At 53.1% G+C, this 26,571-nt stretch carries 27 protein-coding genes and 1 riboswitch; of the genes, 5 read left to right on the plus strand and 22 right to left on the minus strand.

Annotation, left to right across the window (positions count from 1 at the left end):
- Positions 1-40: 40 nt before the first annotated feature.
- Positions 41-556, minus strand: a complete 516-nt coding sequence (locus tag H5T67_01365) for a cysteine hydrolase (protein ID MBC7243968.1) — start codon at positions 554-556, stop codon at positions 41-43.
- Between the two features lie 31 nt (positions 557-587).
- Positions 588-1,367, minus strand: a complete 780-nt coding sequence (locus H5T67_01370) for an SAM-dependent chlorinase/fluorinase (protein ID MBC7243969.1) — start codon at positions 1,365-1,367, stop codon at positions 588-590.
- Here H5T67_01370 and H5T67_01375 point away from each other — a divergent pair.
- The 4 genes from H5T67_01375 (at position 1,360) to H5T67_01390 (ending at position 6,422) form a co-directional block, all read left to right on the plus strand.
- On the plus strand, positions 1,360-2,493 hold the full coding sequence (locus H5T67_01375) for a hypothetical protein (GenBank protein ID MBC7243970.1): 1,134 nt from the start codon (positions 1,360-1,362) through the stop codon (positions 2,491-2,493). The genes H5T67_01370 and H5T67_01375 overlap by 8 nt on opposite strands.
- A complete protein-coding gene (gene gyrB, locus H5T67_01380) occupies positions 2,490-4,397 on the plus strand; it encodes a DNA topoisomerase (ATP-hydrolyzing) subunit B (GenBank protein MBC7243971.1) in 1,908 nt (635 codons plus the stop codon). Before H5T67_01375 ends, gyrB begins: the two co-directional genes overlap by 4 nt.
- 136 nt (positions 4,398-4,533) lie before the next feature.
- Positions 4,534-4,980, plus strand: a complete 447-nt coding sequence (locus tag H5T67_01385; GenBank protein ID MBC7243972.1) for an OsmC family protein — start codon at positions 4,534-4,536, stop codon at positions 4,978-4,980.
- 140 nt (positions 4,981-5,120) lie between these two features.
- Positions 5,121-6,422, plus strand: a complete 1,302-nt coding sequence (locus H5T67_01390; protein ID MBC7243973.1) for a ribulose 1,5-bisphosphate carboxylase — start codon at positions 5,121-5,123, stop codon at positions 6,420-6,422.
- Positions 6,423-6,573: 151 nt separating this feature from the next.
- Here H5T67_01390 and H5T67_01395 read toward each other — a convergent pair whose 3' ends face one another.
- The 3 genes from H5T67_01395 to H5T67_01405 all read right to left on the minus strand — a co-directional run bounded on the left by H5T67_01395 (position 6,574) and on the right by H5T67_01405 (position 11,599).
- Entirely contained in the window at positions 6,574-8,994 is a 2,421-nt protein-coding gene (locus H5T67_01395) for an HAD-IC family P-type ATPase (protein MBC7243974.1), read from the minus strand.
- A gap of 613 nt (positions 8,995-9,607) precedes the next feature.
- Complete coding sequence (locus H5T67_01400; protein ID MBC7243975.1) at positions 9,608-10,420, minus strand: CPBP family intramembrane metalloprotease; 813 nt, start codon at positions 10,418-10,420, stop codon at positions 9,608-9,610.
- 63 nt (positions 10,421-10,483) lie between these two features.
- The gene (locus H5T67_01405) at positions 10,484-11,599 is read right to left on the minus strand and encodes a hypothetical protein (GenBank protein MBC7243976.1); all 1,116 of its coding nucleotides are present in this window, start codon (positions 11,597-11,599) and stop codon (positions 10,484-10,486) included.
- Positions 11,600-11,967: 368 nt separating this feature from the next.
- Between H5T67_01405 and H5T67_01410 the strand changes: the two genes are divergently transcribed.
- The gene (locus H5T67_01410) at positions 11,968-12,615 is read left to right on the plus strand and encodes a hypothetical protein (GenBank protein MBC7243977.1); all 648 of its coding nucleotides are present in this window, start codon (positions 11,968-11,970) and stop codon (positions 12,613-12,615) included.
- Between the two features lies 1 nt (position 12,616).
- Here the strand turns inward: H5T67_01410 and H5T67_01415 are convergent, their stop codons facing one another.
- The 17 genes from H5T67_01415 to H5T67_01495 all read right to left on the minus strand — a co-directional run bounded on the left by H5T67_01415 (position 12,617) and on the right by H5T67_01495 (position 26,570).
- Entirely contained in the window at positions 12,617-13,459 is an 843-nt protein-coding gene (locus H5T67_01415; GenBank protein MBC7243978.1) for a substrate-binding domain-containing protein, read from the minus strand.
- Between the two features lie 92 nt (positions 13,460-13,551).
- Positions 13,552-14,703 carry a chromate efflux transporter gene (chrA, locus tag H5T67_01420; protein ID MBC7243979.1) on the minus strand — a complete coding sequence of 384 codons (1,152 nt, stop codon included), beginning with the start codon at positions 14,701-14,703 and terminating at the stop codon, positions 13,552-13,554.
- 45 nt (positions 14,704-14,748) lie between these two features.
- The gene (locus tag H5T67_01425; GenBank protein ID MBC7243980.1) at positions 14,749-15,480 is read right to left on the minus strand and encodes a phosphate ABC transporter ATP-binding protein; all 732 of its coding nucleotides are present in this window, start codon (positions 15,478-15,480) and stop codon (positions 14,749-14,751) included.
- Complete coding sequence (locus H5T67_01430; GenBank protein ID MBC7243981.1) at positions 15,477-16,181, minus strand: ABC transporter permease; 705 nt, start codon at positions 16,179-16,181, stop codon at positions 15,477-15,479. The genes H5T67_01425 and H5T67_01430 overlap by 4 nt, the downstream gene beginning before the upstream one ends.
- 16 nt (positions 16,182-16,197) lie before the next feature.
- Positions 16,198-16,719 (minus strand): molybdopterin adenylyltransferase, encoded by a 522-nt coding sequence (gene mog, locus H5T67_01435; GenBank protein MBC7243982.1) that lies wholly within the window; start codon positions 16,717-16,719, stop codon positions 16,198-16,200.
- 29 nt (positions 16,720-16,748) lie between these two features.
- Complete coding sequence (locus tag H5T67_01440) at positions 16,749-18,002, minus strand: molybdopterin molybdotransferase MoeA (protein MBC7243983.1); 1,254 nt, start codon at positions 18,000-18,002, stop codon at positions 16,749-16,751.
- Positions 17,999-18,418, minus strand: coding sequence for a molybdenum cofactor biosynthesis protein MoaE (locus tag H5T67_01445; GenBank protein ID MBC7243984.1), 420 nt, complete (start codon positions 18,416-18,418; stop codon positions 17,999-18,001). The genes H5T67_01440 and H5T67_01445 overlap by 4 nt, the downstream gene beginning before the upstream one ends.
- A 58-nt stretch (positions 18,419-18,476) precedes the next feature.
- Positions 18,477-18,722, minus strand: a complete 246-nt coding sequence (gene moaD / locus H5T67_01450) for a molybdopterin converting factor subunit 1 (protein ID MBC7243985.1) — start codon at positions 18,720-18,722, stop codon at positions 18,477-18,479.
- Positions 18,722-19,201: a cyclic pyranopterin monophosphate synthase MoaC gene (gene moaC / locus H5T67_01455; protein MBC7243986.1), complete on the minus strand. Its 480-nt coding sequence runs from the start codon at positions 19,199-19,201 to the stop codon at positions 18,722-18,724. Before moaC ends, moaD begins: the two co-directional genes overlap by 1 nt.
- Positions 19,202-19,258: 57 nt before the next feature.
- Entirely contained in the window at positions 19,259-20,257 is a 999-nt protein-coding gene (gene moaA, locus H5T67_01460; protein MBC7243987.1) for a GTP 3',8-cyclase MoaA, read from the minus strand.
- 88 nt (positions 20,258-20,345) lie between these two features.
- Positions 20,346-20,466: riboswitch (molybdenum cofactor riboswitch) on the minus strand.
- Between the two features lie 59 nt (positions 20,467-20,525).
- On the minus strand, positions 20,526-20,885 hold the full coding sequence (locus tag H5T67_01465) for a hypothetical protein (GenBank protein ID MBC7243988.1): 360 nt from the start codon (positions 20,883-20,885) through the stop codon (positions 20,526-20,528).
- Between the two features lie 66 nt (positions 20,886-20,951).
- Positions 20,952-21,932, minus strand: coding sequence for a HEAT repeat domain-containing protein (locus H5T67_01470; GenBank protein MBC7243989.1), 981 nt, complete (start codon positions 21,930-21,932; stop codon positions 20,952-20,954).
- A 55-nt stretch (positions 21,933-21,987) separates the two neighbouring features.
- Positions 21,988-22,827: a zinc ribbon domain-containing protein gene (locus H5T67_01475; protein ID MBC7243990.1), complete on the minus strand. Its 840-nt coding sequence runs from the start codon at positions 22,825-22,827 to the stop codon at positions 21,988-21,990.
- Between the two features lie 11 nt (positions 22,828-22,838).
- Positions 22,839-23,906, minus strand: coding sequence for a site-2 protease family protein (locus H5T67_01480; protein MBC7243991.1), 1,068 nt, complete (start codon positions 23,904-23,906; stop codon positions 22,839-22,841).
- 196 nt (positions 23,907-24,102) lie between these two features.
- Positions 24,103-24,906, minus strand: a complete 804-nt coding sequence (locus tag H5T67_01485) for an isopentenyl phosphate kinase family protein (GenBank protein MBC7243992.1) — start codon at positions 24,904-24,906, stop codon at positions 24,103-24,105.
- Entirely contained in the window at positions 24,899-25,282 is a 384-nt protein-coding gene (locus tag H5T67_01490) for a DUF126 domain-containing protein (protein MBC7243993.1), read from the minus strand. Before H5T67_01490 ends, H5T67_01485 begins: the two co-directional genes overlap by 8 nt.
- Before the next feature lie 52 nt (positions 25,283-25,334).
- Positions 25,335-26,570, minus strand: coding sequence for an aconitase X catalytic domain-containing protein (locus tag H5T67_01495; GenBank protein MBC7243994.1), 1,236 nt, complete (start codon positions 26,568-26,570; stop codon positions 25,335-25,337).
- Between the last annotated feature and the right edge of the window lies 1 nt (position 26,571).

Raw genomic sequence — 26,571 nt, forward strand, 5'->3', positions numbered from 1 at the left:
GACATCGTCACCACAAGCTTGCCATTCAAATTTGACAGAGCTAGACTATCTTAGCTCCGAGTATTTTCTCCATATGTTTCAGCGCGAAGGCATGAGCCTCGGGATCAAAACTTGCCACGCAATCGCGCGGTACCTCCACCACGTAATCGCGGTTGCGCGCATCCGCAACCGTATGCATTACGCAAATGTCCGTGCACACTCCCACGACGATAATCTTATCAGGTTGCAGTTCCTTCAGCCTGTCCTCTAAGACCGTATCGTAGAATCCACTGTAACGCCGCTTCGGTATAACTTCTCCAGGAAAGTCGGCCAGTTCAGGGATGATCTCGCATTCCGAAGTACCTCGCACACAGTGGGGTGGGAACATGGCGAATTCTTTGTCGTCAGGATCGTGGGTATCAGCGAGGAAGATGATATGGGACCCTTTCTCCTTTTCGTTTTGTAGCAATTGCCGCACACAAGGAATGATCTCGCGAGCAGCCGGGCCACAAAAAAGCGTATGCCCTTCCTCTAAAAAACCGCGTAGCATATCCACCACAATCACTACATTGCTCATCCTAGATAACCTCCCTTGACTATCTCTCCCTCTATATAGGCGTTACGACCACCTCTGTCCCTCGATCTGCCTTCAGCATCGCTGCCGCATTGCCGTTGCGCACAGCGATTTCCAAATGACCACTGCTGCCAATCAGTGCCAACAATGCACCATCAGCAGCCCCGGCATAAGTTTTCGACAAACTATCTACTTCATAGCCTGCGATGTGCACTCGCCAACTCTGCCCAGTCGTCAAAAGTTCACGCGGTACGTTCGTGATAATGTTGCCAAACCGATCTACGTGCAATACCTGGCCATGAATGCTACCATCGTTCTGCACCAAGGCCTCCGTAACTGCAAAACGCACCGGATCTTGTATAGCAGGCCCCATGTCGCTCAGTGCCACTCCTAGCGAGATATGCGCTGCCACGGGTGCAAAAAGATCGCGCCCATGAAATGTATTGCTGAGCGGCGAGAGCCAGTACCGTGCATTCGTGAGATGCACCACCTCGCTAATAGACTCGCGTGCAAATACGTAGCTCAGCACACCGTTGTCGGGCGCCACAAACGTACCGTGTGCAGTGCGCACCGCTAGAGCACGCCGTTCACTACCTACCCCAGGATCGACAATGACTACGTGAACAGTACCCGCCGGGAAATACGGGTACACTGTAGAGAGCACAAAAGCTGCTGTGTGTATATCCTGCGGGGCAATGTCATGGCAGATATCCACAACGACTGCTTTGGGGTTGATACTCAGGATCACGCCATGCATTACGCCCGCGTAACCATCGGCTGTTCCAAAATCGCTGAGCAGCGTGATAATGCTCATGGTTCTTCCTTCGCCGGATATTGTAGTCACGAAGGAGCAGGGCGTCAAAATCGTTATCCTCGGCTTGACAAAAGAACTTTTGTTCTATATAATGAAACTGACGAGGGCTTTTCAAAAGAGGCGGATTGTGTTACAATTCCTCTCTGGAGGAACGCGAACAGTGGGCATTATTGACACCCTTTCGGATGGATTCGACCGGGTTACCAAGCGGCTATGGCTAATTCTTATCCCCATCTTAGTTGACGCAGGTATCTGGTTAGGACCCAAGCTGTCCATCCGTGACTTGGGTCAAAGAGTAATTGCTGCATTGCCCAACACTTCTGAGCTGGGTACGCAATATCAACAGGCACTCGAACTGATACAGGCTAGACTGGCCGACCTGAGTGCAAGGGCAAACATTCTGACCATGCTTTCGATGCGCTTTCTTGGGCTACCTAGCCTAAGCGGAAACCTTGCGTTGGAAAGACCGCCATTTGGACTAGCTCACCATCTCATTGAGATTCCAACTTGGCCTACACTACTGGGTCTTGCGGTTCTGCTCACTTTGCTCGGTCTCTTGATCGGCTGCTTTTGCCTGTCACTCATTGCGCAAGAGGTGCGCGAGGAAGAACTGGATATAATGTATGTGTTGCAGGTCACATGGCGTTCTTGGTCGAGACTAGTCAAACTGCTTTTCGTGATCCTGCTATTCGCTGCGATGCTGGCCAGTGGAGTTAGCATCTTGAGTGCGCTGCTGGGCATTATCAGCCCGGAACTATCTTGGTTGACTTTGAACCTATTCAGATGGGTCGCATTGTCAGTTGGAGTTTATGTGGCGATCATTCTCTTTTTCACTTCGCGCGCGATTATTCTGGATGATATGGGGATTGCGCGCTCCCTATGGAACAGTCTAAATGTCGTACACCGCAACTTTTTCGCGGCTATCGTCTTCATCTTATTGATCAATGTCGTCCAGACAGGGTTATGGTATATCTGGCGTATGCTCGCTATCAATGCAATAGGCACGCTCATTGGGATTATCGGCAATGCTTATGTAAGCACCGGACTGGTGATAGCCAGCTTCATTTTTTACCGTGACCGATTTGTTGCTTGGCAACAAGCCAGGTTTGAGGAAGAGAACCGATGACGACAAAAGCAAGTGGGACAACCTATACTGCTGAAGATATTCAGGTTCTGGAAGGGCTGGAAGCTGTGCGCCGTCGCCCTGGAATGTACGTGGGCAGCACGGACGTACGAGGTCTACATCATCTGGTCTATGAAGTAGTGGATAACTCCATAGACGAAGCCCTGGCTGGCTTTTGCGACCACATTGTGGTCACCATCCACAAGGACGCTACTGTAACCGTAGAAGACAATGGCCGGGGCATTCCTGTTGACATCCATCCCCAGACTGGCAAATCAGCCTTGGAAGTCGTGCACACCGTCTTGCATGCCGGTGGCAAATTCGGCGGCGATACCTACAAAGTAGCCAGTGGACTGCATGGGGTAGGAGTTTCAGCCGTAAATGCCCTCTCCGAGTGGCTGGAAGTGTGCGTACAGCGCGATGGCAAGCGGTACTACCAGCGCTACGAACATGGCGTGCCGGTCACTCCCGTGCAGACAGTTGGCACCGCCAAAGGAACTGGCACGACAACTACCTTCCTGCCCGATAAAAGCATTATGAAAACGCTTGACTACCAATATGACACCCTTGCCCAGCGCTTCCGGGAAATGGCTTTCCTGACTCGGGGGCTGACGATCACTTTTCGCGACGAACGGGCCGACATCGAGAACAGTTTTTACTTCGAAGGCGGCGTGATGTCCTTTGTCCGTTACCTGAACCGCAACCGCAAGGTGCTTCATCCCACATTTCATGTCGAGAAAGAAGCCAACGGCACGCTGGTCGAAGCAGCTTTGCAATACACAGATGGATATGCAGAGTCAGTTTATGCCTTTGCCAACAACATCAACACCGTAGATGGCGGTACTCACCTCACTGGCTTCCGCTCCGCACTGACCCGTACCCTAAACGATTATGCACGCAAGGCAGGACTTCTCAAGGACAATGAAAGCAACTTTAGTGGAGAAGACGTCCGCGAGGGTCTTACCGCTATCATCAGCGTCAAGCTAAAAGACCCTCAATTCGAGAGCCAGACCAAGTCTAAGCTGGGCAATGCCGAAGTGAAGAGCCAAGTTGAATCTGTTATAGCAGAAAGCTTGTCGGTTTGGTTAGAAGAACATCCCCGTGAAGCAAAGGTAATTATAGAGAAGGCTCTGACCGCATCACGGGCACGAGAAGCAGCACGCCACGCCCGTGACCTGGTGATGCGCAAGAGCGCATTGGAGACGCTCACTTTGCCCGGCAAACTGGCCGATTGTTCCGAGACCGATCCTGCCAAATGCGAATTGTACATTGTCGAAGGCGATTCAGCCGGAGGTTCAGCCAAACAAGGCCGCGATCGCCGTTTTCAGGCTGTACTGCCCTTGCGCGGCAAAATCCTGAATGTGGAAAAGTCCCGCTTGGACAAAATGCTCAGCAGCAAAGAAATCAAGACCTTGATCACCGCTTTGGGCACCGGCATTGGGGATTCCTTCGACTTGAGCAATTTGCGTTATCACCGCGTGATGATTATGACGGATGCTGACGTGGACGGCGCACATATACGAACTCTGCTGCTGACCTTTTTCTTCCGCTACATGGAACCTTTGATCGAGAACGGCCACCTGTTCATCGCCCAACCGCCGCTTTATCGCATCGAAACCGACCGTCAAACCCTTTACGCTTATTCCGAAGCCGAGCGAGAAGAGATCCTAGCCAGGCTGAAAGGCAAGAAAGTAACCATACAGCGTTACAAAGGCTTGGGAGAGATGAACCCCGAGCAGCTCTGGGAGACGACTATGAATCCGGCCAAACGCACTTTGTTGCAAGTCACTCTGGAAGATGCGCTGACCGCTGACAGCACTTTTGACATGCTGATGGGCTCCAGCGTACCGCCGCGCAAACGTTTCATCCAAACCAATGCCAAGAATGTGCAGAACCTGGACATCTGATGGATCGGCAATCGCCTGTTAACTGCGCTAGGCTTCCTGATCACGAGATACCCTGCTTTCACCAGAAGGGGTTCAACTATCCTCGCTGCGCGGTGCAGAGCGCAGGAACCCAGTCCATCAAATAGGAGGTATACCCATGGCAGAGATCGTCGTCGTGCGTCAGAATAGCAAATTCGAGACTGAATTCCAGTATGCAGATACAGAAGCCCCCGATGCAGCCAGCCGTGAACTCAGACCCATTCACGCCATCCATGAACTGACGCCGTATGGCATGTTGCTTGCCGGTCTGGGATCCTGCACAGCTATCCTCCTGCACTCCTACGCGCAGAATCATGGGGTAAAGCTAGAGGAAGTGGAAGTGCGCCTGCGCTACGACCGCATTTTTGCCAAGGACTGCGCAGAGTGCGAAGAAACGGAAAAATACACCGAGCAGATCGATGCGGAGGTTGGCTTCGTTGGCGACCTCACGCCTGCAGAGCGCAATAAACTATTCCTGATTTCAAAGCACTGCCCAGTGCACAAAATTCTGCACAACGGCATTCGTACGGAATTCCGACCGGCCAAGATCCCGCAACCTTCCTGACAAAATCTTACCATCCTAGCGGATGTGCTCTGAGTGTACTTGACAGCAGTATATCCTGGGTGTTACAATGCCATCAACACGTAAAAGTGTTATTGCCCCGCAGATCAACCAGGATGATCAATATTTACAAGGAGGTAAAAATGGATATCGAATCTTTGCCCATCGCCCTGCCCGATGGGGTGGATTACGATGAGTATGTCATTGGAACATACCTTGTTTCCTATCCCAAATCAATTCCGGTGGCCAAGTTAGCTCCTGCTCTGGCCATCGAGCAATCCACCGGTACCTGGGTGCCTGTGCCAGGCGAAACACCCGAGGTACGCCGCAAGCACGTGGCTAAAGTGATTGGCGTGTACGAAGTTCCGGACTATGAGTGGATGGTTCCTCCCGAGGTGAATGAACGCCAATACATCATCCAAATCGCCTTCCCGGAGATCAACTTTGGCGAGCAAATCCCGATGCTCTTGACCACAGTCGTTGGAAACATCTCCATGGCAGGCAAACTCAAGGTGCTGGATTTGCGCTTCCCCGAGAAGTACGTCGCGGGCTTCAAAGGCCCTAAATTCGGCATCCCCGGCATCCGCAAACTGCTTGGCGTGCCCAAACGACCCTTGCTCAACAACATGATCAAGCCCTGCACCGGCTATCCGCCCGAGGTGGGGGTAGAACTATTCCGCCTGGCCGCTCTAGGTGGTTGTGATATCATCAAAGACGATGAGTTGCTGGCCAATGCTTCGTTCTGCGAGTGCGAAAAACGAGTGAAACTGTACATGGAAGCAGAGCGGCAGGTCTACGAAGAAACGGGCGAGCACACCCTGTACACGGTGAATGTCACTGATGAGATCCCCAAAGTCTTTGAAAATGCCCGCCGAGCAGTGGAATTGGGTTGCAACGCACTGATGGTCAACTATCTGGTGACCGGCTTCCCCGTGCTGCGGGCATTGGCAGAAGACCCTGCCATCAACGTGCCCATTCTGGCGCACATGGACCTGGCCGGCGCATTGTATGCCTCAGAATGGCATGGCATCAGTTCCCACTTGGTGCTGGGCAAACTCCCCCGTTTGGCGGGAGCGGACATTGTGGTCTTTCCCGCACCATATGGCAAGGCTCCGGTATTGGTGGACAAATTCCAAAACGTGGCCCGCAACTTGGCTTTCCCATTCTACCAAATCCGTCCTACTTTCCCCATGCCCAGCGGTGGCATCACGCCCAAAATGGTACCTCAGGTTATGCATGACTTGGGAACGGACATTGTGATTGGCTCCGGTGGTGGCATCCATGCCCACCCGCAAGGTCCCGTGGCTGGAGCCAAAGCCTTCCGGCAGGCCATTGACGCGACCATGCAAGGACGCTCATTGGAAGATGCCGCAAAGGAATATCCAGAACTCAGGGTTGCTCTGGAGACCTGGGTGGATCCCTTTGGCAAGGGCCTCGGGATGTGAACTAATGGAACAGGCAGATAGGATAGAGTGAATCGCCCGCATGAAACGGGCTTATCCAAACTCCTTAGCAGGTGCTAAGGAGTTTGGCTTTTGCAACGCTTAGGCTAAAAACACTTTCGCTGCGCTTTTGTGGCTGAAACCCTCTGGGGACTCAACCCATTTGACTATTTTTGCTCAGGAAGCGGGCAAGCGGTCGCTTCACGATCTCGGAAATCACGAGATAGAGCATTGCAAGCGATACAATGAGCACCAAGTGGGGCATTGTTGGTCTGGTAAATTCGAAAAAGGCGGCAGTCCACGGGATCACAGGCAGTGCAATCGCCAGCACAAAAGCCGTTGTCGACAAGAACGTGATGAGTGGCGCTGGCCAACCCGCCTTTTCGATGGGCAACATGGAGCGGATGGATACCAGAAGTAGAATCTCCGTGATCACGCTGGCAATGAACCAGTTGGTCTGCAGCACTCCTGGTGAAATGCGGTAGAAGAGCCCAAAATAGATGAAATCAAACACGGTACTGACGAGTCCCAGTGTGATGAAGATGATATACAGCGAACGAAAATCATAGCGCTGTGGATGGGCCACTTCCTGCTCGGAGACGCGGTCAAAAGCGATTGCCATCATGGGAAAATCCGAGAGGAGATTGAGCAACAGCAACTGCTTGGGCAACATGGGCAAGAAGTCAATGAAAAGCGAACCAATCGCTACGGCGTAGAAATTGCCAAAGTTGGAGACAAGCGTAGCCCGAATGTACTTCAAGGTGTTGGCGTGTGTCTCACGCCCCAAGCGGATGCCATCCACGATCACGCGCAAGTCATTTTCCAAAAGGACGATATCGGCGATCTCACGCGCCACATCCGCCGCCGATGGCACCACCAGCGAGACGTGTGCTGCTTTCAGCGCCGGCGCATCGTTGATCCCCTCCCCCAAGAAGCCAACGGTATATTGCTCCTTGAGCAGTTCGATTAACTCTAACTTTTGTTCGGGCGTCGTGCGTGCAAACACGCGGATTGTTCCAATGCGTTTGCGTTGCTCCTGGATGGGAAGAGCCAAAAAAGCAGCCGCTTCCATGATTTCATCGTCCGTGGTCACGAGCCCGGCTTCGCGCCCAACGGCATCAGCCACCAGTAAGGCATCGCCAGTGATAACCGTGATTGCCACATTCAGACGCTTAGCCGCCTCGATAGTGGCAATAGTAGTGGACTTGAGCCGATCAACAAACGAGACAAAGCCGCCAAACCGAGCGCCATTGCCATCATGGTAACTGACGCCGAGCACCCGATGCCCCTGTCGTTCCTCTTCTACAAGCCAACCTCTGACCTGCTCCGGCGCGATCAGTCCCTGCTCAAAGAAGTATTCTGGGCTGCCCCGACGGATATGCAGCCGCAGGCCATCGTTGCCCCGTACGATAGCCCCGTTGCTGCGCAGCGCTGGATCGAACGCTTCTTCTTCCAGGAGTTCAAATGTATTCACCTCAGCCTGTTGCTCGGGCGAAAGTGCTTCGTCAATAGCGCGATCAAATGGCTCAGGATTAGGCCCGGATAAGCGATACGCCGCCAAACGTGCTAGCACGAGCGGATGAAAGCGCGATTCTGGCACGACATAGCAATTGGTGTAGACGAGGCGATTCTCGGTAATCGTGCCAGTCTTGTCTGTACAGAGCAAATTCACCGATCCCAGGTCTTGCACCGAGGAAAGCCGCTTGACAATGACCTGCTTCTGGGCAAATTGGAGCGCGCCCCTCGAGAGCGAAAACGTCAGGACGAGCGGCAGTGCCTCGGGTATCACCGACACAGCAAGTGCGATCGCAAAAATCAGAAGGTGGGGAATATCCGCACCCTTGCCCTCAATCAAAATATTGGCCAGGACCATAAACAGAAGCGTGATCAGCGTCACCCGTAGGATAAAGGCACTGATGCGGTCAATGCCCTTGACCAACTCGCTCTCCGCCTGCACGGAAGAAGCTGTCGCCGCGATGGCCGCCAAGCGCGTCCTAACCCCGGTAGCAGTAACTTCCGCCAGGGCATTCCCTCGTACGATGACCACCCCTTGCAAGAGGCGATGCTCGTCGCGTATTTCTTGCGTTTCGGTGGTGACAGCCAATTTGGCTACCGGAATGCTCTCACCCGTAAAGGTTGTCTCATCAACCAGCAGATTGCGCGCCTGGCGCACAACGGCATCTGCCGGGACAATGTCGCCGGCTTCGAGTTTGAGGATATCGCCAGGGACAATCTGATCAACGGGCACTTCCTGATCCTGGCCATCGCGCCGCACGGTCGTCGTGCGCACCAGGTATGACTTGAGTTTGTCCACCGCCGCGTTCGACTTGTACTCCTGGAAAACATTGAGCGCCGTCCCAAGAAACACAAACAGCAGGATAAACGAGGCATCAATCGGCTCGCCCAGTACAAAGGTCACAATGGCTGCAACCAACAACAGCAGGTTGAAGATGCCCCGAAACTGGCGCACAATCAACTGTGGCAAACGATATCGCGGCTCAGGCAAGGCATTGGAGCCATAGCGCACAAGGCGCTCGGCTGCTTCAGCCGACGAAAGTCCGTCCAAATCGCTCATACATCATCCTTTACCCAACCGATTTGTCTTTTGAAACGCCATATTGACCACGCATTATCCACCAATTGCCCCATTTCTGCCAAATGGCTGGCATCAGCCATGCGAAAGCACTTCAGTGTGGATAGTGAGTAGTGGGTCTTGAAGCGAGGGAGGATTACCCAGAGAGGCACACGGAACTGCAAGCCCTTGGCCCACTCAAGAGTTTCGAAGGGGCTCAGAATAAAATGCTCAAGGCAGTGGCCTGCTAATGCGTGCACGGGGTTGCGAAGGGCGTGCCATCGTGGTAGAGATTTGCCCAAGCGTAAACTGGCCAAAAAGTCACATCAAATGCGAGACCCAGAAGGGGGCTAAACACTTCTGGCTCTACAAATTCACCGCGCGCGGCTCGCGCTTCCCGGCACGCCGCTAATGCGCTCCTCCATTTGAAGTGGAACCCCAGCCCAACGGCGAGATAGAGGAGGACAAGCGTCAGGAGGATAAGCAGAATTCGAGCAATCATTTGGCCAGTGCGAAAACTACGTATTGCCATTTTCACCCGTCTTTCAAGCCCACTGAATACTTGGCTCGGCTGCACGCGCTTGTTAGCCCGTGGCTCGGTGGCGAGCCCATGTTCTCACATGAACCCAAGCGATGCCGCTAGCGCTTGTGGCAGCCCATGCAAAATCGTCGGCGCGGCAATGCTCCCCGTTTTCTCGCGCACAAAACCGAGGGCCAAGCCAGCAAAGAAGGTCCAGAACCCCCACCAAGGCGTCAACTGCCAAGCGCCCATTACCAAACTGCCAAGATTGAGGACGTGCATCAACCCAAATAACGCAGACGTGATGATAACGCCCCATCCCCAATTGACCCCATAGAACTGAAAAGGTCTCCCGAAAACGGCATTCAGCCTCGATTGAATATAGCCCCGAAAGAAAAGTTCTTCTCCTAAGCCAAGAAAGAAGACGTAGAAGAGTAATGCTGAAATAGCATTATTCAAAGAGACCTTCTGAGCGAGATGCGAATAAGCCATGACCAAGGCTACGCCGGCCAGTGTGCCGTGTTCATTCCGTGTCGGTTTGCTCTGGAGCAACCAACCTAGTGCCCAGAGCAAAGCGATATGGACGCCCGCCATGAGAAGTGCGCCAGTCCAGTGCTTGTAATTGACCAACCCTAGAACCGCGTTGGCAATAGCCATGGGCACGAATGCGGTCGCCGTTACGTCCAGATGGTACGAGATAGGGCGCAGAGACAAGCCATAAGAGGCCAGGTCTCTGCGAGTGACCACCAGCCAGAGCAAGGGAAAGGCAATCATCACAGCGTATTCGATGAAAAAGCGATTCGATACTTGCCTTTCCCACTTGCCAATAGGGGAGAGGCCTACCAGTGCGGTGAGCAGCAAGGTAAGGCTAAAGACGACGACAACTTCGATGACTGCTTTCGCTTTCATTGGCATTGCATTTCGTAATCTAGCTGCACAACGGTTGGGTTTAGCCGCACGCGGAGTTACGTACTAGCCCGCCTGATTGCTTGCACCACGTCCTACGCTTGAGCCAACCGTGTTTCCAAGCCACTCAACTGCCTGTTTGAATTTCTCGAGTTCTTCTGAACCCTTGAAGCCATCAGCAACTCTGATTGTAGGATACTTGGAAAATACGGCGGGTACATGGCGAAAAGTGGGTATCTCCGTTATCCTTCGATGAAATTCCTCAAGCACTTCTTTGCCTACCTGGAGCAATAGCATTCCGTAGTTCAATGCCAGCCTCCCGTTTGTGTACACCGTGAAGACGGAGATAGTTTTCCCCTCCTTGATGTAATGAAAAGTGAAGGAGCCTGTTTCCACTCCTGTCCCCAGCCACACCCTGTCGGCTGTATCCTCAGCCCACTCGTACAAACTCTCCACGATGGCCACAATACCTGGTTCGACATTCCCGGCAAGTGCTTCGAAAATCTCCTCTCTAGTCCACTTTCTACTCTTGTCACCTTTTGGGACAGCAGACTTCACAGAAAGACCGTGCAATTGCGGTACAAGGATTTCAATCCCAGCAGCCTGAAATCTGCGAACTTCAAGAGCGTGGAGTGAGAAGATTGACTTGCTGCACTCGTTTATGTATCGGATTATGCGTCTCAATTCCTCGTTGATCTCGTCTACAACAATGATCAGGGTAAAGCCCCCATTCTCCAATGACTGGGTAATCCCTTCCTCAAAACTGGTCCGATCCCACTCCCCAGCTACTGCCTCCTCGATAAGCTCCGTTAATCTCTTGCCTTTTAGTCGCTGCACTCGATTGTCAAATTCTCGATAGTTCATCCCCCAAAGATATGAAGCATATTCAAGGATCTGACCAATGACTTTGCGCCTGCTCTCTGGGTTAGCAACAAGTTTGCACTCAATAATCGCGATGTCGCCATCAGCACTCAACGCTAGGATGTCCGTATTTCCCGAACCGGGAAGGCCAAACTCACCAACTGCAAATACAAGAGGTGAAACGCCTTCCCGAATCTCATCAATTGGTATCAAGAACGGAGATTCTATTAGGAGATGCTGAAGATCAGCCTCGGCCTTGCTCCTAACCAGGTCTGCAGACTCCCATCTCTTTGATTGCCCATTGCGCACAAGGATTTTCATAGGACTATTTCACTCCTTGCCATGAATCAAATAATCTCGCATTCCCCCCATCTGAGCCCACGGTATTTCTGGCTGACTGGGTCTTGAGATCTTCCAGAAATTGCCCTTCTAAATCCATCAGATAACTTTGTAGTTTGGTATGAGCCGCACATACATTGATTATCTGGAATTTTCCCCTATAATACCTCCCAATCGGGCTTTTCGCGGCGATTCTGTATCGCAATTTTGCAACAGAAGCCGTTCTATGTCAACTTCTGCGTGAGATACCAGATGGGGAAAACACTCTGCCCAATCCATGAGGCTATCCAACTCCAAATGATGCTATCATTACCCAGTGATAACCAACGAGAAGGAGAGCATTGACCATGATGGATTCACCCTGGACTGACGAGGAACGAGCCTTCCTGGCCCAGCTTAACACCCCTTGGAAGATCCAACAGTATTTGGACAGCATCCCTTACAATACGGATGGCCAGACCCGCTCACCACGCCGGGTCATGCGCGACGGACGAGCGCACTGCACGGAAGGTGCCATCTTTGCCGCCGCCGCGCTGCGCTTCCACGGCCATCCACCACTGCTCCTCGACCTGCGCGCTGAGAACGACGATGACCACGTCATTGCCATTTACCGGGTGCGTGGATTCATTGGCGCGGTGGCCAAGTCGAACTTCTCGGGGCTCAGGTTTCGCGAACCCATCTACAGAACCTATCGCGAACTCGCCCTCTCCTATTTCGAGTCATATTTCAATACCTTGGGCGAAAAAACTCTCCGCTCCTACTCGCGCCCGCTCGATCTGAGCATCTTTGACCAACGAAATTGGATGACCACGGAAGAAGACCTGGCATGGATTGGGCAGCGCTTGGATGCGCTGCGCCACTATCCCTTGGTCGATGCAATCAGGGCACAGGGCCTATCCCCAGTGGATAAAAGGATGTACGATGCTGGCTTTTTGGGCACGGATATGGCCGGCGTGTACCAGGCAAAACCAAGAAACGCTGGAGAGTATCCAGGCTAAGTTACTTGGGATGCGCCATACGCCAGGGGGTCGAATTAGGCACGAAGATGGACTGTCCAAACTGATCCCTGCCAAACTGACTAATCTTTTCCTGTACGGGCACGGAGATGATCCAGTCCAGAAACGCATTGGCCAGCTCAGCGTTGATCTTCTCATTCTTGACGGGATTGACTGCAATAACCCCGTAGGGGTTAAATAGAATGGGATCACCTTCCACCAGGATCTCCAAATCAAGCCCCTGCAGCTTACGGACCAGATAGGTCGCACGGTCGCTGAGTGCATAAGCCTGCTTTTCATCAGCTATGGTCAGCACCGCACCCATGCCCTGCCCAGCTGAAATGTACCAGGTACCCTGCGGCTCAATACCGACTGTTTTCCAAATAGACTTCTCTTTACTATGCGTACCTGACTCATCACCACGTGAAATAAAGGGGGCCTGTGCCTGGGCAATCCTCTGAAAGGCTTCCGCAGCGCTGTTTAACCTCTTGATACCAGCCGGATCGCTGGCTGGCCCGACGATCACAAAATCATTGTACATGACATCCTCGCGGCGGATGCCATGTCCTGCTTTCATGAACGCCTCTTCGTTCACCCGAGCGTGTACTAGCAACACATCTGCATTGCCATCCTCCCCCAACTTCAATGCCTGCCCAGTGCCTACGGCAATGACATCCACTTTGGTGTTATACTGCCTTTCAAAATCGGGAAGGATGAACTCAAGCAAGCCTGAGTCGCGCGTGCTTGTTGTCGTGGCTAGGATTAGTCTCCGCAATGGCACCTGGCTAGAGGAACCAGAAGGCGTCTTACTCGTCAGGTTAGGGTTTTGTAAGACAGCCTCCGGCAAGGGTAAAGCTGTCCCTGCACACCCGCAAAGCAGTCCAAGAATACATAGCAATGTCAAGAGATCAAAGATGAACTTTCCAAAGTTTTTCACTTTCAGCCTCCCCTAAGTAGATACCGTGCCAGTCCAACAACCATACCACCGAGCACCATCCATACCGTGTCAATTTGGAAATGGAGTAACGCTACCACCCCTCCAAGCAAAATTAGCGCTGTCCAGACATCAACAATCGCCGCACGAAGTAACACCAGGCCAACCGACAGGATCAGCGCCACCACGGCGGCGTTCACGCCGCGCAGGAAACCCTGAGCTATAGGCGACGCACGCAATTGCGGAATCAATGGCCCGCTTAAAGAAACAATCACAAACGAGGGGAGAAACATGCCTAGAGTAGCTACTACGGCACCCGGCACTCCAGCGACCAGGTAGCCGATGAATGTTGCCGCAGAAGATACAGGGCCTGGTGTAATTTGACCCACAGCAATCGCGTCCAGAAGCTGCTGTTGATTCAGCCAGGCATAGCGTATGACCACATCCCGTTGGATAAAGGCAAATAGCACCATGCCACTGCCAAAAAGGAGAGAACCAACTTTGAAGAAAAACAGACCCAAGCGCACCAAGCGACCATCCATAGGTGGTATCATAAACTGTGGCATCAAGGAGAAAAAGCTGCCACCAATAATGCCATGCACCAGCCAAGGCCAGCGCTGCTTGGCGGATAACAAGAGGCTGATGGCCCCAGCCGCCAATAGCACCACTGCCTCGTTGACACCGGCTAGGGCTGCTACCAGAGAAACTATACCCAATACAAGGGAGAGCCGATCGCGAATAGCCACACGTGCCAAACGATAAACCGACACCAGGATGATAGCCATCACTGCCGGGTTAATGCCATAGAACAGGTTGGCTACCTGCGGCAGTGTCCCCAGGCGCACGTACAGCATAGCGATTGCCAGGCTAATCAGAAAAGCGGGTACGATAAATGCACCGCCACCTGCAATCAATCCCAGCCATCCCGCACGGACAAAACCAATGTGAATTGCCATCTCCGTGGCATTAGGCCCAGGCACTAGGTTAACAGCAGCCAGTAAATCAAGAAAGTGCTCTGGGCTCAGCCACCGTCGTTTATGAACAGCTTCTTGCTCTATCAGGGCAATGTGCGCTGCTGGCCCCCCAAAACTGATTATGCCCAGTTTCAGAAATAGCCAAGTAACCTCTAATAGCCGTCCTTTGGAAGCCCTATCCATCCTTCGTGCTCCTGTAATTGGTGTTATCATTCTAGAAGGTCACCCTCAGTACACCATCTCACCACGGACAAAAGCCCTGGTGCGCGGATCGCGGGGAGACTGGAAAAAGACCTCTGCATCTGCTACCTCGATGAGTTCACCGCTTAATAGCAATGCTGCTCGATGGGCAAGCCGACGTGCCTGGAAGACATTGTGCGTCACTAACACTACAGTTATGCCACTGTCGCAGTTCAGCTTCCATACAATATTCTCGATAAGCCCCACATTATACGGATCCAAGTTGGCTGTTGGCTCATCTAGCAACAATACGTTGGGTTGTAAGACCATTGCGCGCGCCAAAGCCACGCGCTGCGCTTCGCCCCCAGAAAGGGTCCGCGCGGGCTGATGTGCCAGCGCTGTTAGCCCTACCTGGTCCAAGACTTTCTGAACCAGAGCATCGGAATCACGTTGGCCACGCAGCCACAACCCGTAGGTTACATTCGCCCACACGCTGCGATCCAAAAGTACAGGACGCTGAAACACCGTCGTCACTCGCCGACGCAGTTCCAGCGGCATGGGCTGAACTGGATTGAATTCAATATCTAGAAAACGGATGTGTCCGGTTGTGGGCGGCTCCAGGAAGTTCAGCAAGCGCAGCAGGGTGCTTTTGCCTGCACCGCTTGGCCCGACCACGGCAAAGATCTCGCCTCGCCGGATGCCCAAGTAATCCACGCGTAACACGCATCGGTCGCTATAAACCTTGGTCACGTTGCGCAATTGGTAGATGAACTCGTTCATCGCTCGAGTGCTCTCCCCTGAAAACGGAGCATGGCTACGTTGGTGAGAAAAGCAAGGCTCAACAAAATTAGCCCGAGCGCCATCGCCAGGCTAAAGTCACCTTTGCTCGTCTCCAGCACAATAGCCGTAGTGAGAACGCGCGTGCTGTGCTCGATGTTGCCTCCAACCATCATGACTGCCCCCACCTCGGAGATGATGCTGCCAAAGCCAGCGATAATCGCGGTTACAACTCCAATCCGCGCTTCCAGGAGGATGGTTAGCGCAGCCTGCCAAGGCGTGGCGCCCAACGCCTGCACTTGTTGCCGCAAGCCCGGATCTACACTCATCACGGCGGCCATGGTGAACCCGGCGACCAAAGGGAAAGCGATGATGGTTTGCGCCACGACCATAGCCGCTGGGGTGAACAACGAGGGGATAATGGGCCAACCTAACCGGCCCAGAGGCCCACTGCGCGAGAGCAGCATGTAGACGAAAAGCCCCACCACCACCGGGGGAAAGCCCATGCCGGTGTACAAGAAGGCGATAACCAGCCGCCGCCCGAGGAAACGTTTCAGTCCTAAAAAAACACCTAAGGGAATGCCTAAAAGCGTGCTGAACAACAGTGCTGTGCCTGTAACCCTCAGAGACAGTACCACGATCTCCATCAGCGTAGCATCTCTAGCAACAATTAGATGAACTGCACGAACTAGACTCTGGAACATGGATACTGAGCCCTATTTATCTGCTATTTGCTCTTTTGTATTCATGTCTCTGATTTGCCCCATGTACCCCTTTGAGAATCTCGATCCCGTGAGGTAGAGCAGGCCGGATAACCGCCAGACCTTCCTTCACCGCCTTAGGGTTACCAGGAAGGTTCACAATGAGCGTCCGTCCTCGGATGCCGGCTACTGCGCGCGAAAGCATGGCATGAGGTGTGGTTTTCAGCCCTTCCACCCTCATTGCCTCGGCCAATCCTGGTGCTTCCCGTTCAATCACGTCACGTGTTGCCTCTGGCGTTACATCGCGGGGTGCAAAACCTGTTCCACCCGTGGTGAAGATGAGATCGAGGCTATCCTGATCGCTCCAGGCACAGAGAATCTCTCGGATTCGTTCGCGCTCATCTGGCACGATAGCCTGCTTCTTAACCTCAGCTCTCAACTCCTCTTTAGCCCACTGACAGATAACCGGGCCGCTTATATCCTCTGTTTCCCCACGCGAACAACGGTCGCTGATCGTCAAGATTCCCACTGCAATCGCCATGTAAACCTCCCTTGAGTGCTGCTCCAGTTTTAATCGCCCCAGTCCAGCATCATGACCTGCACGCGAGTTCCAGCAGGGACCCGCCGCATATCCTCAGGGATAATCGCCACTCCATTGGCGTAAACCATCGAACTGAGAATGCCTGACCCCTGATCCCCAGTAAGGTAAGCGCGGTATCCTGGCTCTCCAGAGGCGACTGCTGCTTTTTCGATGCGTACACGCAGATAATGCCGACGTTCATCTTTGCGCCTCACCTCATCCATGAGCACTGCCTCAATGGTTGGCCTTTGCCACTTTTCAATACCTAACATCTTGAAAATGGCCGGCCTGGCAAATAGTTCAAAAGCGATCATGACTGAAACTGGATTGCCTGGCATGCCTAACAACGGTACTCCACCAATCTGCCCAAAAGCAAGCGGCTTCCCAGGTTTCATGCGCACACGCCAGAAGGTGATATCTCCTTCTGCCGCTAGGACCTTTTTCACGACGTCGAAATCGCCGACTGATACCCCCCCAGAAGTAAGGAAGAGGTCCACCTTCTGAGCCAGTCCCTCGCGGATCTTTTGTGTCAGGTCAGCGATGTCATCGCGCGCAATGCCCAACAAGATAGGAATCCCGCCACAGCGCATGACCTGCGCGGCATTGGAATAACTATTGGCGTTGCGGATTTTGCCCGGTATAAGCGGGGCATCAATGTCCACCACTTCATCGCCAGTGGCCAAGATTGCAACACGAGGACGGCGCGTAACAAGCACTTCCTTGCGCCCCAACGTAGCCAGCATTCCCACTTCCTGCGGACGGATACGAATGCCACAGCGCAAGACCAACATCCCTTTGCGCACATCCTCACCAGCAAGGCGCACATTCTTGCCTTTTGGCACCTCCACCATGATCTTTACCCACTCGCCTTCCTGCTGTGTGTCCTCAAATTGGACTACGGCATCTGCTCCAGGAGGAATAGGCGCTCCTGTCATGATACGGATAGCAGTCCCCGGTGTAACCGAGGTGTCCGTAACATAGCCAGCCGGCAGGTCAGCAATTACTCGCAACAGCTTGGGGCTCTGAGTACTGGCCCCTTGTGTGTCTGCTGCCAGAACCGCATAGCCATCCATGGCTGAATTGGAGTGCGGTGGTATGTCCACATCTGCATAGACATCCTCCGCCAAAGCACGCCCCAAAGATTCTAGGATAGGAACCCGTTCAGCTTCCAGCGTATGGAAATAGTTCAGCACACGTTCCAACGCTTCCTCAACACTCAGCATTGGATACAATTCTTCTGTCATCTCTCATTCCTCCATTCCGAACCATCAGTCCAGACTTCCTTCTTCCAGATGGGAACAATTTCCTTTAAGCGATCAATCGCGTAATGCAGCGCATCAAAAAGCTCCGGACGATGCGCTGCGGAGAGAGCAATAACCACACTAATTTCCCCCACTTCAAGCCGTCCCACCCGATGTACAATCGCAACCTGTTGGATCGTTTTCCAGCGGGCTTGGATTTCTTCGCCGATCTGGCGCAGCATCCCCTCAGCCATCTCAGGGTAAGCTTCATACTCCAGATGGCGCACCTCGCGGCCATCTGTATTGTCACGCACCACACCAACAAAGACACTTACCGCTCCGATAGCTGGATTAGCCAGCCGTGCCATCACATCGTCCACAGATAGTTCCTCGGTTGTGATTTCAAACAACTTTGTCATTGTCCATATCCTCCCAACTGTGCTATATGCGGCCGGCAGCACATATTGAACAACTGCGTTATCCACCGCCCACAGGTGGTAGGAAAGCTACCTCATCTGCGTCATGCAACTCCGCTTGCGGAAAGGCATACTTGCGATTAACTGCAATCAGCGTAGCGTCAAGAGAAGAGCGTAGCAGAGGATACTGCTCAGCAATCTGGCTCATTAACTGCTGCACCGTCGCGCCAGAAGGTAGCTCTAACTCCATTTGTGTCCTGCCTATTGCTTCGCGCATGGCAGCAAAGAACCGCACCTTTATCTTCATTAATCTCTCTCCAGCACGAGCTCACCACTTTTGCCACCGCTCTTGCGCACCAACCTTATATTGCCGATGCGCATGGTCCGTTCCACCGCCTTGGCCATATCATAAATGGTCAATGCCGCAACGCTGACAGCAGCGAGCGCCTCCATTTCCACTCCCGTTTTCCCCCTGCTGCGCACTGTCGCCGTGATCTCGATGCATGATGCAACCTCGTCAATCCGAAAATCCACGTCCACTTTGGTCAACAACAAGGGATGGCAGAGAGGAATCAGCTCCGGCACACGCTTGGCTGCCATAATCCCTGCTACCTGCGCCACAGCCAGCACGTCTCCCTTCGGCAAGCCCTTCTCCACGATGAGGCGCAGTGTTTCTGGGCGCATCGCAATCTCGCCACGGGCTATAGCCACTCGCTCTGTGTCCGGCTTTGTACCTACATCCACCATGCGTAGGCGTCCTTCTTCATCCACATGTGTCAGTTCCATTACGTTACGACCTCCGTTTGATTCAACCAGACCACTAAGAAACCAATAACCAGGAATTCATCCGCCAATTTGGGACATAGTGCGTCTCTCTGGCAACTCGCATTCGCTCAGGTGATGCCGCAATGGCTTGCTTTCAATCGCTTGAAGGATCAGCGCCTTGATCTGAGTCACATCTGCCCCCTGCCGCAGAGGAGTACGCAAGTCAATCTCCCTGTCAGAGAGCAAGCAAGGACGTAACTGTCCATCAGCGGTGAGGCGCAAACGGTTGCAATGGTAACAGAAATGTTCGCTAACTGGAGTAATAAAGCCAATGGTTCCGTTGGCCCCCGGCAAGCGGTAATAGCGGGCGGGGCCACCCCCTTTGCTTGCCTTTGCCGGCTCTAGCGTTCCCAGCGCCTCTTCCACCTTCTGGCGAATTTCCTGTGCAGTCACCACACTATCCCGCCAGTTGGATTCCATCAGTCCTTGTACATTGCTAACCGGCATCCATTCAATAAAGCGTACGTTCCATCCTGCCTCCATGGTCTTGCGTGCCAGATCCCCCACCTCATCATCGTTCATGCCACGAATGACTACGGTATTGATTTTGACTGGTTCCAGCCCTGCCTGATGAGCCGCTTCAATCCCAGCGAGGACATCCTCGATCTGACCCCAACGTGTGATGCACCTGAAACGCTCCGCGCGGAGCGTATCAAGGCTGATATTGACCCGCTGCAGACCCGCTCCGGCCAGAGCCTGGGCATAACGCGACAGCAGGATGCCATTGGTAGTCATTGCCAAATCGTCAATACCTGGGATATGCGCCAATATGCGCACCAAATCCACAATGTCCAAACGAACTAGAGGCTCTCCACCGGTCAGCCGCACTCTGCTGATACCCAGTTCTGCTGCGGCCTGCACTACAGTCGCGATTTCCTCATACCTTAGGATCTCCTCGTGTGAGCGCCAAGGAATGCCTTCTGGTGGCATGCAATAGAAGCAGCGCAAATTGCAACGGTCTGTCACGGAGACACGCAGGTAGTTAATTGGACGGCTATATGCATCAAAATGAGCCATTCGTAGTGCTGCCTTCCTATTCAGATCATGCCGTGCTTTGATTAGATACAAAAATCGGCGCTACCTGGAAAGCGGTGAGCGCCGATTGAGACCCCGTTAACATTCTCCTTTCCAAGCACGGGAGGCGCAGCCGTTTCCAGCTACACCCTATCGCCCAACATCCATAGCTTTTGGCCATCAGGCGTATTGGGTCGGAGAAAACGATTGATTTGGTTTTATTTTATCTTTCTCTCGTCAAAAGTCAAATCGAATGTTCAAAAGCAATTGTTTAGGATAGTTCCGAAGGGTTCTCTTCTGCTCCTTCTCTTGTCTCTAGCATGTTGCTGTAAACCTTGTAATCCTGCTCGTTGGCCTGAACACACTCCACCAAAAAATCGCCTGGTACGCCCATTGGCGCACTGAATTCGTCCATGACCTCCTGCACAAACAAGCGCAATTCTTCATCTGAGTAATGCGCAAAGGGCGCACGCCAAAGGAGCAGAGTGCCATATGTTCCATCAACCGTATAGTGCAGGTCTAGTTTGCCCAGGCTGGCTGGTAAACCTTCTTCATCCAGCCTGTCCAGATCAAACAATGCGTATTCCTCTGATTGCACAGTACGCACAATGCGTTTCAATTGTAGCCTCATGGTTCCTCCAAAGGAAAGAATCGCTAAGGTAAAGCCTGGGCCATCCGACATCATGAGCAAGAGCCATTAGTACTCCTCTGGCTCGATGTCCTCATCGTGATCCATCCCATAAACGAACAGGTCAAGAGGTTGCTCCCCTAGCTCCAATTCCGCTAAAGCATCCTCGGCTGCTAGGCGCACGACCTCGTCCGCACTGCGACAACAACGCTCCAAGAAGCGCCGCGCTCGTGTACCTCCTATCTGCCCCAATGCTGCAATAGCTGCAAACTGTACTTCGCGGTCGGGATCAGAAGCCAATCGAATCAAAGCAGGCACCGCTTCTTTTACCTCTAATTCCCCACAGGCACGAGCAGCCTCGTAGCGCATGGCGGGGTTGGCGTTAGAAAGCTCTGATTGTACAATCCTTGCCCAGCTTGTATCGGCACTGCGCCCCATAGCGAATATAGCGCTAATCCGCATGGACTCCTCAGCCTCCTGGTAAGCCGCAGCAATGATTTCTCGTACATAATCCTCGCCCAAGTAGGCAATGGATTCTACCGCGCGGCGGCGCACTTCGACATGCTCACTCCTGTTGCTAATCGTTTCCAATAAAGCAGCACTCATTAAGCGAGCATAACGCTCATCCAGTTCCTCCAGTTCTGCCATCAGGACAAAACGACCTAACGAACTGGCTGCAGCCGCGCGCACGGATACAGCCGTGTCATGTTGCAGTGCATGAACCAAGGGGGCAATCAGCGATACTTCATCATCTTCCCAGAGCCCTTCGATTGATACGGTGCGGACATGCTCATCTTCATCCATCATCGTGATCCGAAAAAGGGCATTGAAATCCAGCTCGAAGTTGGCTTCGGCACTCTCTGCGAGCAAGGAAGCAATCTTTCGCCGCCGCTCCAAGGAAAGAGTAGGCCATTGACGCTGAAACAGCCGTACTTCCTCCGAGCTAGGCCCAGAAAGCGCATATAGAACAGAGCTCGAAAGCGGTGCTCGCTCATCAGCGAGGCGCAAAAGCGCCTCTTCAAATGTCATACATTCACTGTCATTGATCATAAACCACACTCCCAATACATAGAACCGCACTCACATACATCAGATACACTCTTATCTAATACCAGAAGAAGATGCGGGTTTCACTAGGTGGACTCAAGGCGATTCCCTCGCGGTTGCCGTCCTCTGTGATGCCCGTCTGCTTCATGACCGTCACATTCCATTGAAAGGCACGCTCTGACTGACCTGCCTTTGTGTACAGTTCGCTTGGGACCACCCAATTCGTTTCCTTTGTCCAGGTACCGCTGTACTGCGCCACGCCGCCCGACATGAAACGCAGGTTTACTGCATACCACTGATCCTCAGCCAGTGTCCCTACCGAGTCCCAACTCAGTTGAATCTGTGCATCACCACCACGAAATTCCACTTGATTCTCCGGCCCAATTAGGCGTAGTGCAGTGAAGGGCAGTGTCGGCGTACGTGTCGGGGCTGGCTTGCGCGTGGCGGTCGGCGGTGGCATAGTAGGTGTATCCGTAGGCGGCAGAGGTGTGCTAGTGCGCGAAGGAGTTGGCGTGGCTGTGGCAGTCAGCGTACGGGTAGGGCTCGGCGAAGCAGTGAAGGTAGCGGTCACCAAAAAAGCGAGGGATGGCGCCTGTACACGCCGGGGCAATAACCCCCGCAGTTCAGCCCATGGCACGTAATGCATGTAATGCATAAGCAGATAAACTGTTGTAGACAAGATAGCCAGTATCATCAGTCCTCGCAGTACCCCACGCCAACTCCGCTTTAGTGGCGCTGCGCAGTATGGACAAAAGCTCAAACCGGATGGCACTCGCGCTTGACAGGACCGACAACGCACTGTCCGTCCCAAGAGTTTGGAACCTCCTAAAGTTGCCCCACACTCAGGGCATAAGCGTAACCCCGGCTTGACTTCAGCGCCACAAGTTCTACATCGCATGTTGCCAACCTCTAAGGCAATGGACTCCCACCTTGGGCAATGCGCAAAATGTCAAAATAGGACACCACCAGCATGAACGCCATAAGGAGCATTAAGCCAATGAAATTGATAAGTCCCTCTTGTTGCGGCGCCATGCGCCTACCGCCGCGCAGTTTCTCCAGCAAGATTAAAAAGATCCGACCGCCATCCAACCCTGGCACAGGCAGTAAATTGAGAATGAACAGGTTGACGCTGAGGAAACCAGTAAAGTGCATGAAATTCACCAGGCCGCTTTGAGCAACGAGTCCGCTTATCTGAAAAATGCCCACTGGCCCTGTTATTTCCTTAGGTGACACCGTGCCCTGGAACATCTGCACAAAACCTGCAACAGTCAAAAGCAAGGTTGTCCCCACCTCACGCAGGCCAAGCCAGGCTGCTTCCCAAGGCGGGTGTCTCACCGTCTTGAATTGATACCCCTCCTGCATGCCAATCGTAATGCCCATCGCGCCTTCACCGGCGGGTGGTTTCACTCGTGGCGTCAGACGAACTAACAATTGCTCATCGCCTCGCAACACAGACAAGCTGATCTCCCGGCCTTGAAAGGCGCGCGTATATTCGACCAACTCTATTACATTTTGAATCTGCCGGTCTTCTAGGGCCAATATGACATCGCCCGCGCGTATGCCTGCCTGCTCAGCCGGCGAATTAGGTGCCACTGACCACACGACCACTCTACCGACAACGACCTGTTCACCGATCATAAAGGCACAAGCAAAGAGCACGGCTCCTAAAAGCAAGTTCATCACGGGGCCGGCCAGCAAGGTGCGGATGCGCACCCATGCACTTTTTCCAGCAAAACTCCCAGGGTGGCTGGGATCTTCTTCACCCAGCAAGCGCACAAAACCACCCACAGGGATAGCGTTGAGTGTGTACTCTACACCATTGCGCACAGCCAATGTCTTCAGACGAGGAGGATAGCCGAGCCCAAATTCTTGGACGACAATGCCCCCGCGCCTGGCCATTAAGAAGTGTCCCCCTTCGTGCACGAGCACTACTACGCTGAATACAACCAGAAAAGCAACCGCACTAGTAAGCATCATGATGTATCTCCAAAGGCGTAAAACCAGATGGAACCCCTATGGTGTGAGACCAACCTTCGCCAGCCCTCAAAAAGTGGCTCATTCGCAATGCTCTCAGCATCATAAGCATGGATTATTATAACCTCATTGGGGGTCAGAACGCAAACTATTCTGGTACGCGGTGGATAATTCAATATATCGCGTCAAACCCAGCGATTCAGTAGGTGATGAGTGTACCGGGATTGAAATCTGGGTTGTCTAAAGCTTGTTGTAGCAAACCAGGTTCCAGACCTGATAACAAATATACACGTAATTCAGGCAGATTGCGCACCAATTCAACCATCAGTTGCACTTTGGTTTGCATCCCTCCGGTAACATCCACGCCGTGCGAACCACCAAGAACGCTTTTTTCTTCATTTACTTGACCGGCATGAATCACGGGAATTAAATGTGCCTTTGTATCTAAACGGGGATCAGCACTGTAGACCCCCTTCACCTCTCCGGCCAAGATAATACGCTGTGGATGTAGTAGATGAGCCAAGTAAACAAAGATGATCTCCGTAGAAATAATGGCAGTACCCCAAAGTTCATCAATGGCTACATCACCATAGACCAACGGCACCAAACGCTGTTCCAAGACTTTCTGTAGCGGATAGATACTCAGCTCAATTAACTTCCCGCCTCGGCAGTGAGCAGAAGCCGATGGCTGTATCGAAACTACGGGGACGCCTGCAGCCCAAAATATGTCCGTGACTAGGCGGTTCAACCGCGTAGCAGCTGCTCCGGTCTCGGCATAACCCCGCCAATCCGTGCATCCAACCTGAACCTGATAGCGCTGCGCCACGAAGTGGCCAAAGGACCCGCTTCCATGACCCAGCAACAGACGCATATCGGGGCGCCTATCCAAAGCATGGCACACCTCTCGGGCCAATCGTTGAATTACCTCGGGACGTGGAGTGGCCTCGACGTTTTTGTCGGTGATCAGCGACCCTCCCAGTTTGACAAACACTAGTTCAGACAACCACTATCTCCTCATCATTGATTTCAACCATATTGCCAGTACGGATCTGGGCAATATCCACCTGGTCTACCATTGGAATGCCCGCCATGATTGCTCCTACTGCGACAATGGCCTCACTGCGAGCATTGATGATCGCTGCTGGAGCTTTGCCCCGCTTAGCCAAGCGGTAAAGCGTGTACGAACCCACAGTGCTGCCCTTCCCAGTGGGGAAAACCAGCACGCGACCCGCAATGCACTCCCCCTCCAAGGGATGACCCACCTCAATAACCACGCCTGTTTCTGCGTCAACCCCACCCAAAAAACCAATGGGCGCGGGTGATACCAGGGCCAGTCCCTGTGCCCTACCCCGGCAAATAGCGCGTCCATGCAACTTGATCATGCCTTATACCTTCCCAACACACCCATAGATCTTCGCAGGTTCAGAAGCCCTAGCGTGACACTTCCCAGCGCCCCGTAAGCGCAGCTTGTAGGCATTGCTCCAGCGAGCCAAAGCGACGAGGTAGCTTGGAGTGCATGGGGCTATAGAAAGCAGCCTTAGCTGAATTGGTGGCCATAGCTTTGAATCTCAACTCCTCTATCGGTGCAACAACTAAACAAGTATCGGAAAATACTCTGCCCCCTGCAGCTTCTATGGCGGCAACCAAGCCTTTTTGCTCTGCTAGCTCCCGTACAGCACGCGAAGTGGTGATCCACAGCGTCGCTTTTACATGCTCGCCTCCCAAGAATGCAGCCACCTTTTCGATATCGGCCAGCGTACTGTGCGGACACCCTAGACTAACGAAATCAATCTCATCGAGGGACGAATTAAGCGCTTCATAGCCATCTGCCAAATCCTCGATCGGGATCAGGGGTAGTTTCTTGTGCAGCGGCATCGCGTGTTGAGCTTCTGGAGTGACGCCCTCGATATGGTACAATGCCACAGCGCCACTGGCAGCCATGGCTGCCCCTAGCGCCATCAAGTGCTCTTGTTGGGGTAGAAACCCTGCTTTTTTCCAGGTCTCGGCAAGAAAGCGGAAATAGGGGACGCCGTCTCCAACCAACAATCCGACGAGGTAACCAAGCGCCCCATAGTCAGCTTCGCTGTATAGGGGACAGCGCACTTCAACGATATGGGTCGCTTGGCGATTCTCCGACAAATGCAACCCGTATGCTGCCGTTCGTCCAGTGATTGCTGCTGCTAGGGCGCTAGGTCCACCCTCCCGATTGCTGCGTGCTGCCAAGACCGAATTGGCAAAACTCACCGCGGATGACTCGCTCCAAGCTAAATGATCGCCCGCCCGTGGGGCATAGCCAACTAGGTACGGTGTGCACGTGCAGGTCGGAGCCACTCCCATTGTTGTAAGCGCTTTGATCACCCGTTGCTGTTGACGAGCAAATTCAGGTGGAATGCCCATCTCAGTCCAACGTTCTAGGTCCATGCCGGCTGGGTTCATAAATGTAGGCACACGCACCCGCGCACCTTGAGCCGCCCATTCTTCCAGAAATTCTACACCGGCATCGCCCAGGTTCTTGTAACTCACGCCTGCCACCTGTGCACTGGCCACGTGAACTAGACCCTGCGCGTCGTAGATCTCGGCTAGGGTCACCACAATCTGCATTGCTTTTTGCACGGCCGGCCCTTGCGCGCCAGCCAACATGGCTTGCTCTTCTTCCGTCAACTGCATA

It is taken from the genome of Chloroflexota bacterium (assembly GCA_014360905.1).
Taxonomy (GTDB): domain Bacteria; phylum Chloroflexota; class Anaerolineae; order UBA2200; family UBA2200; genus JACIWX01.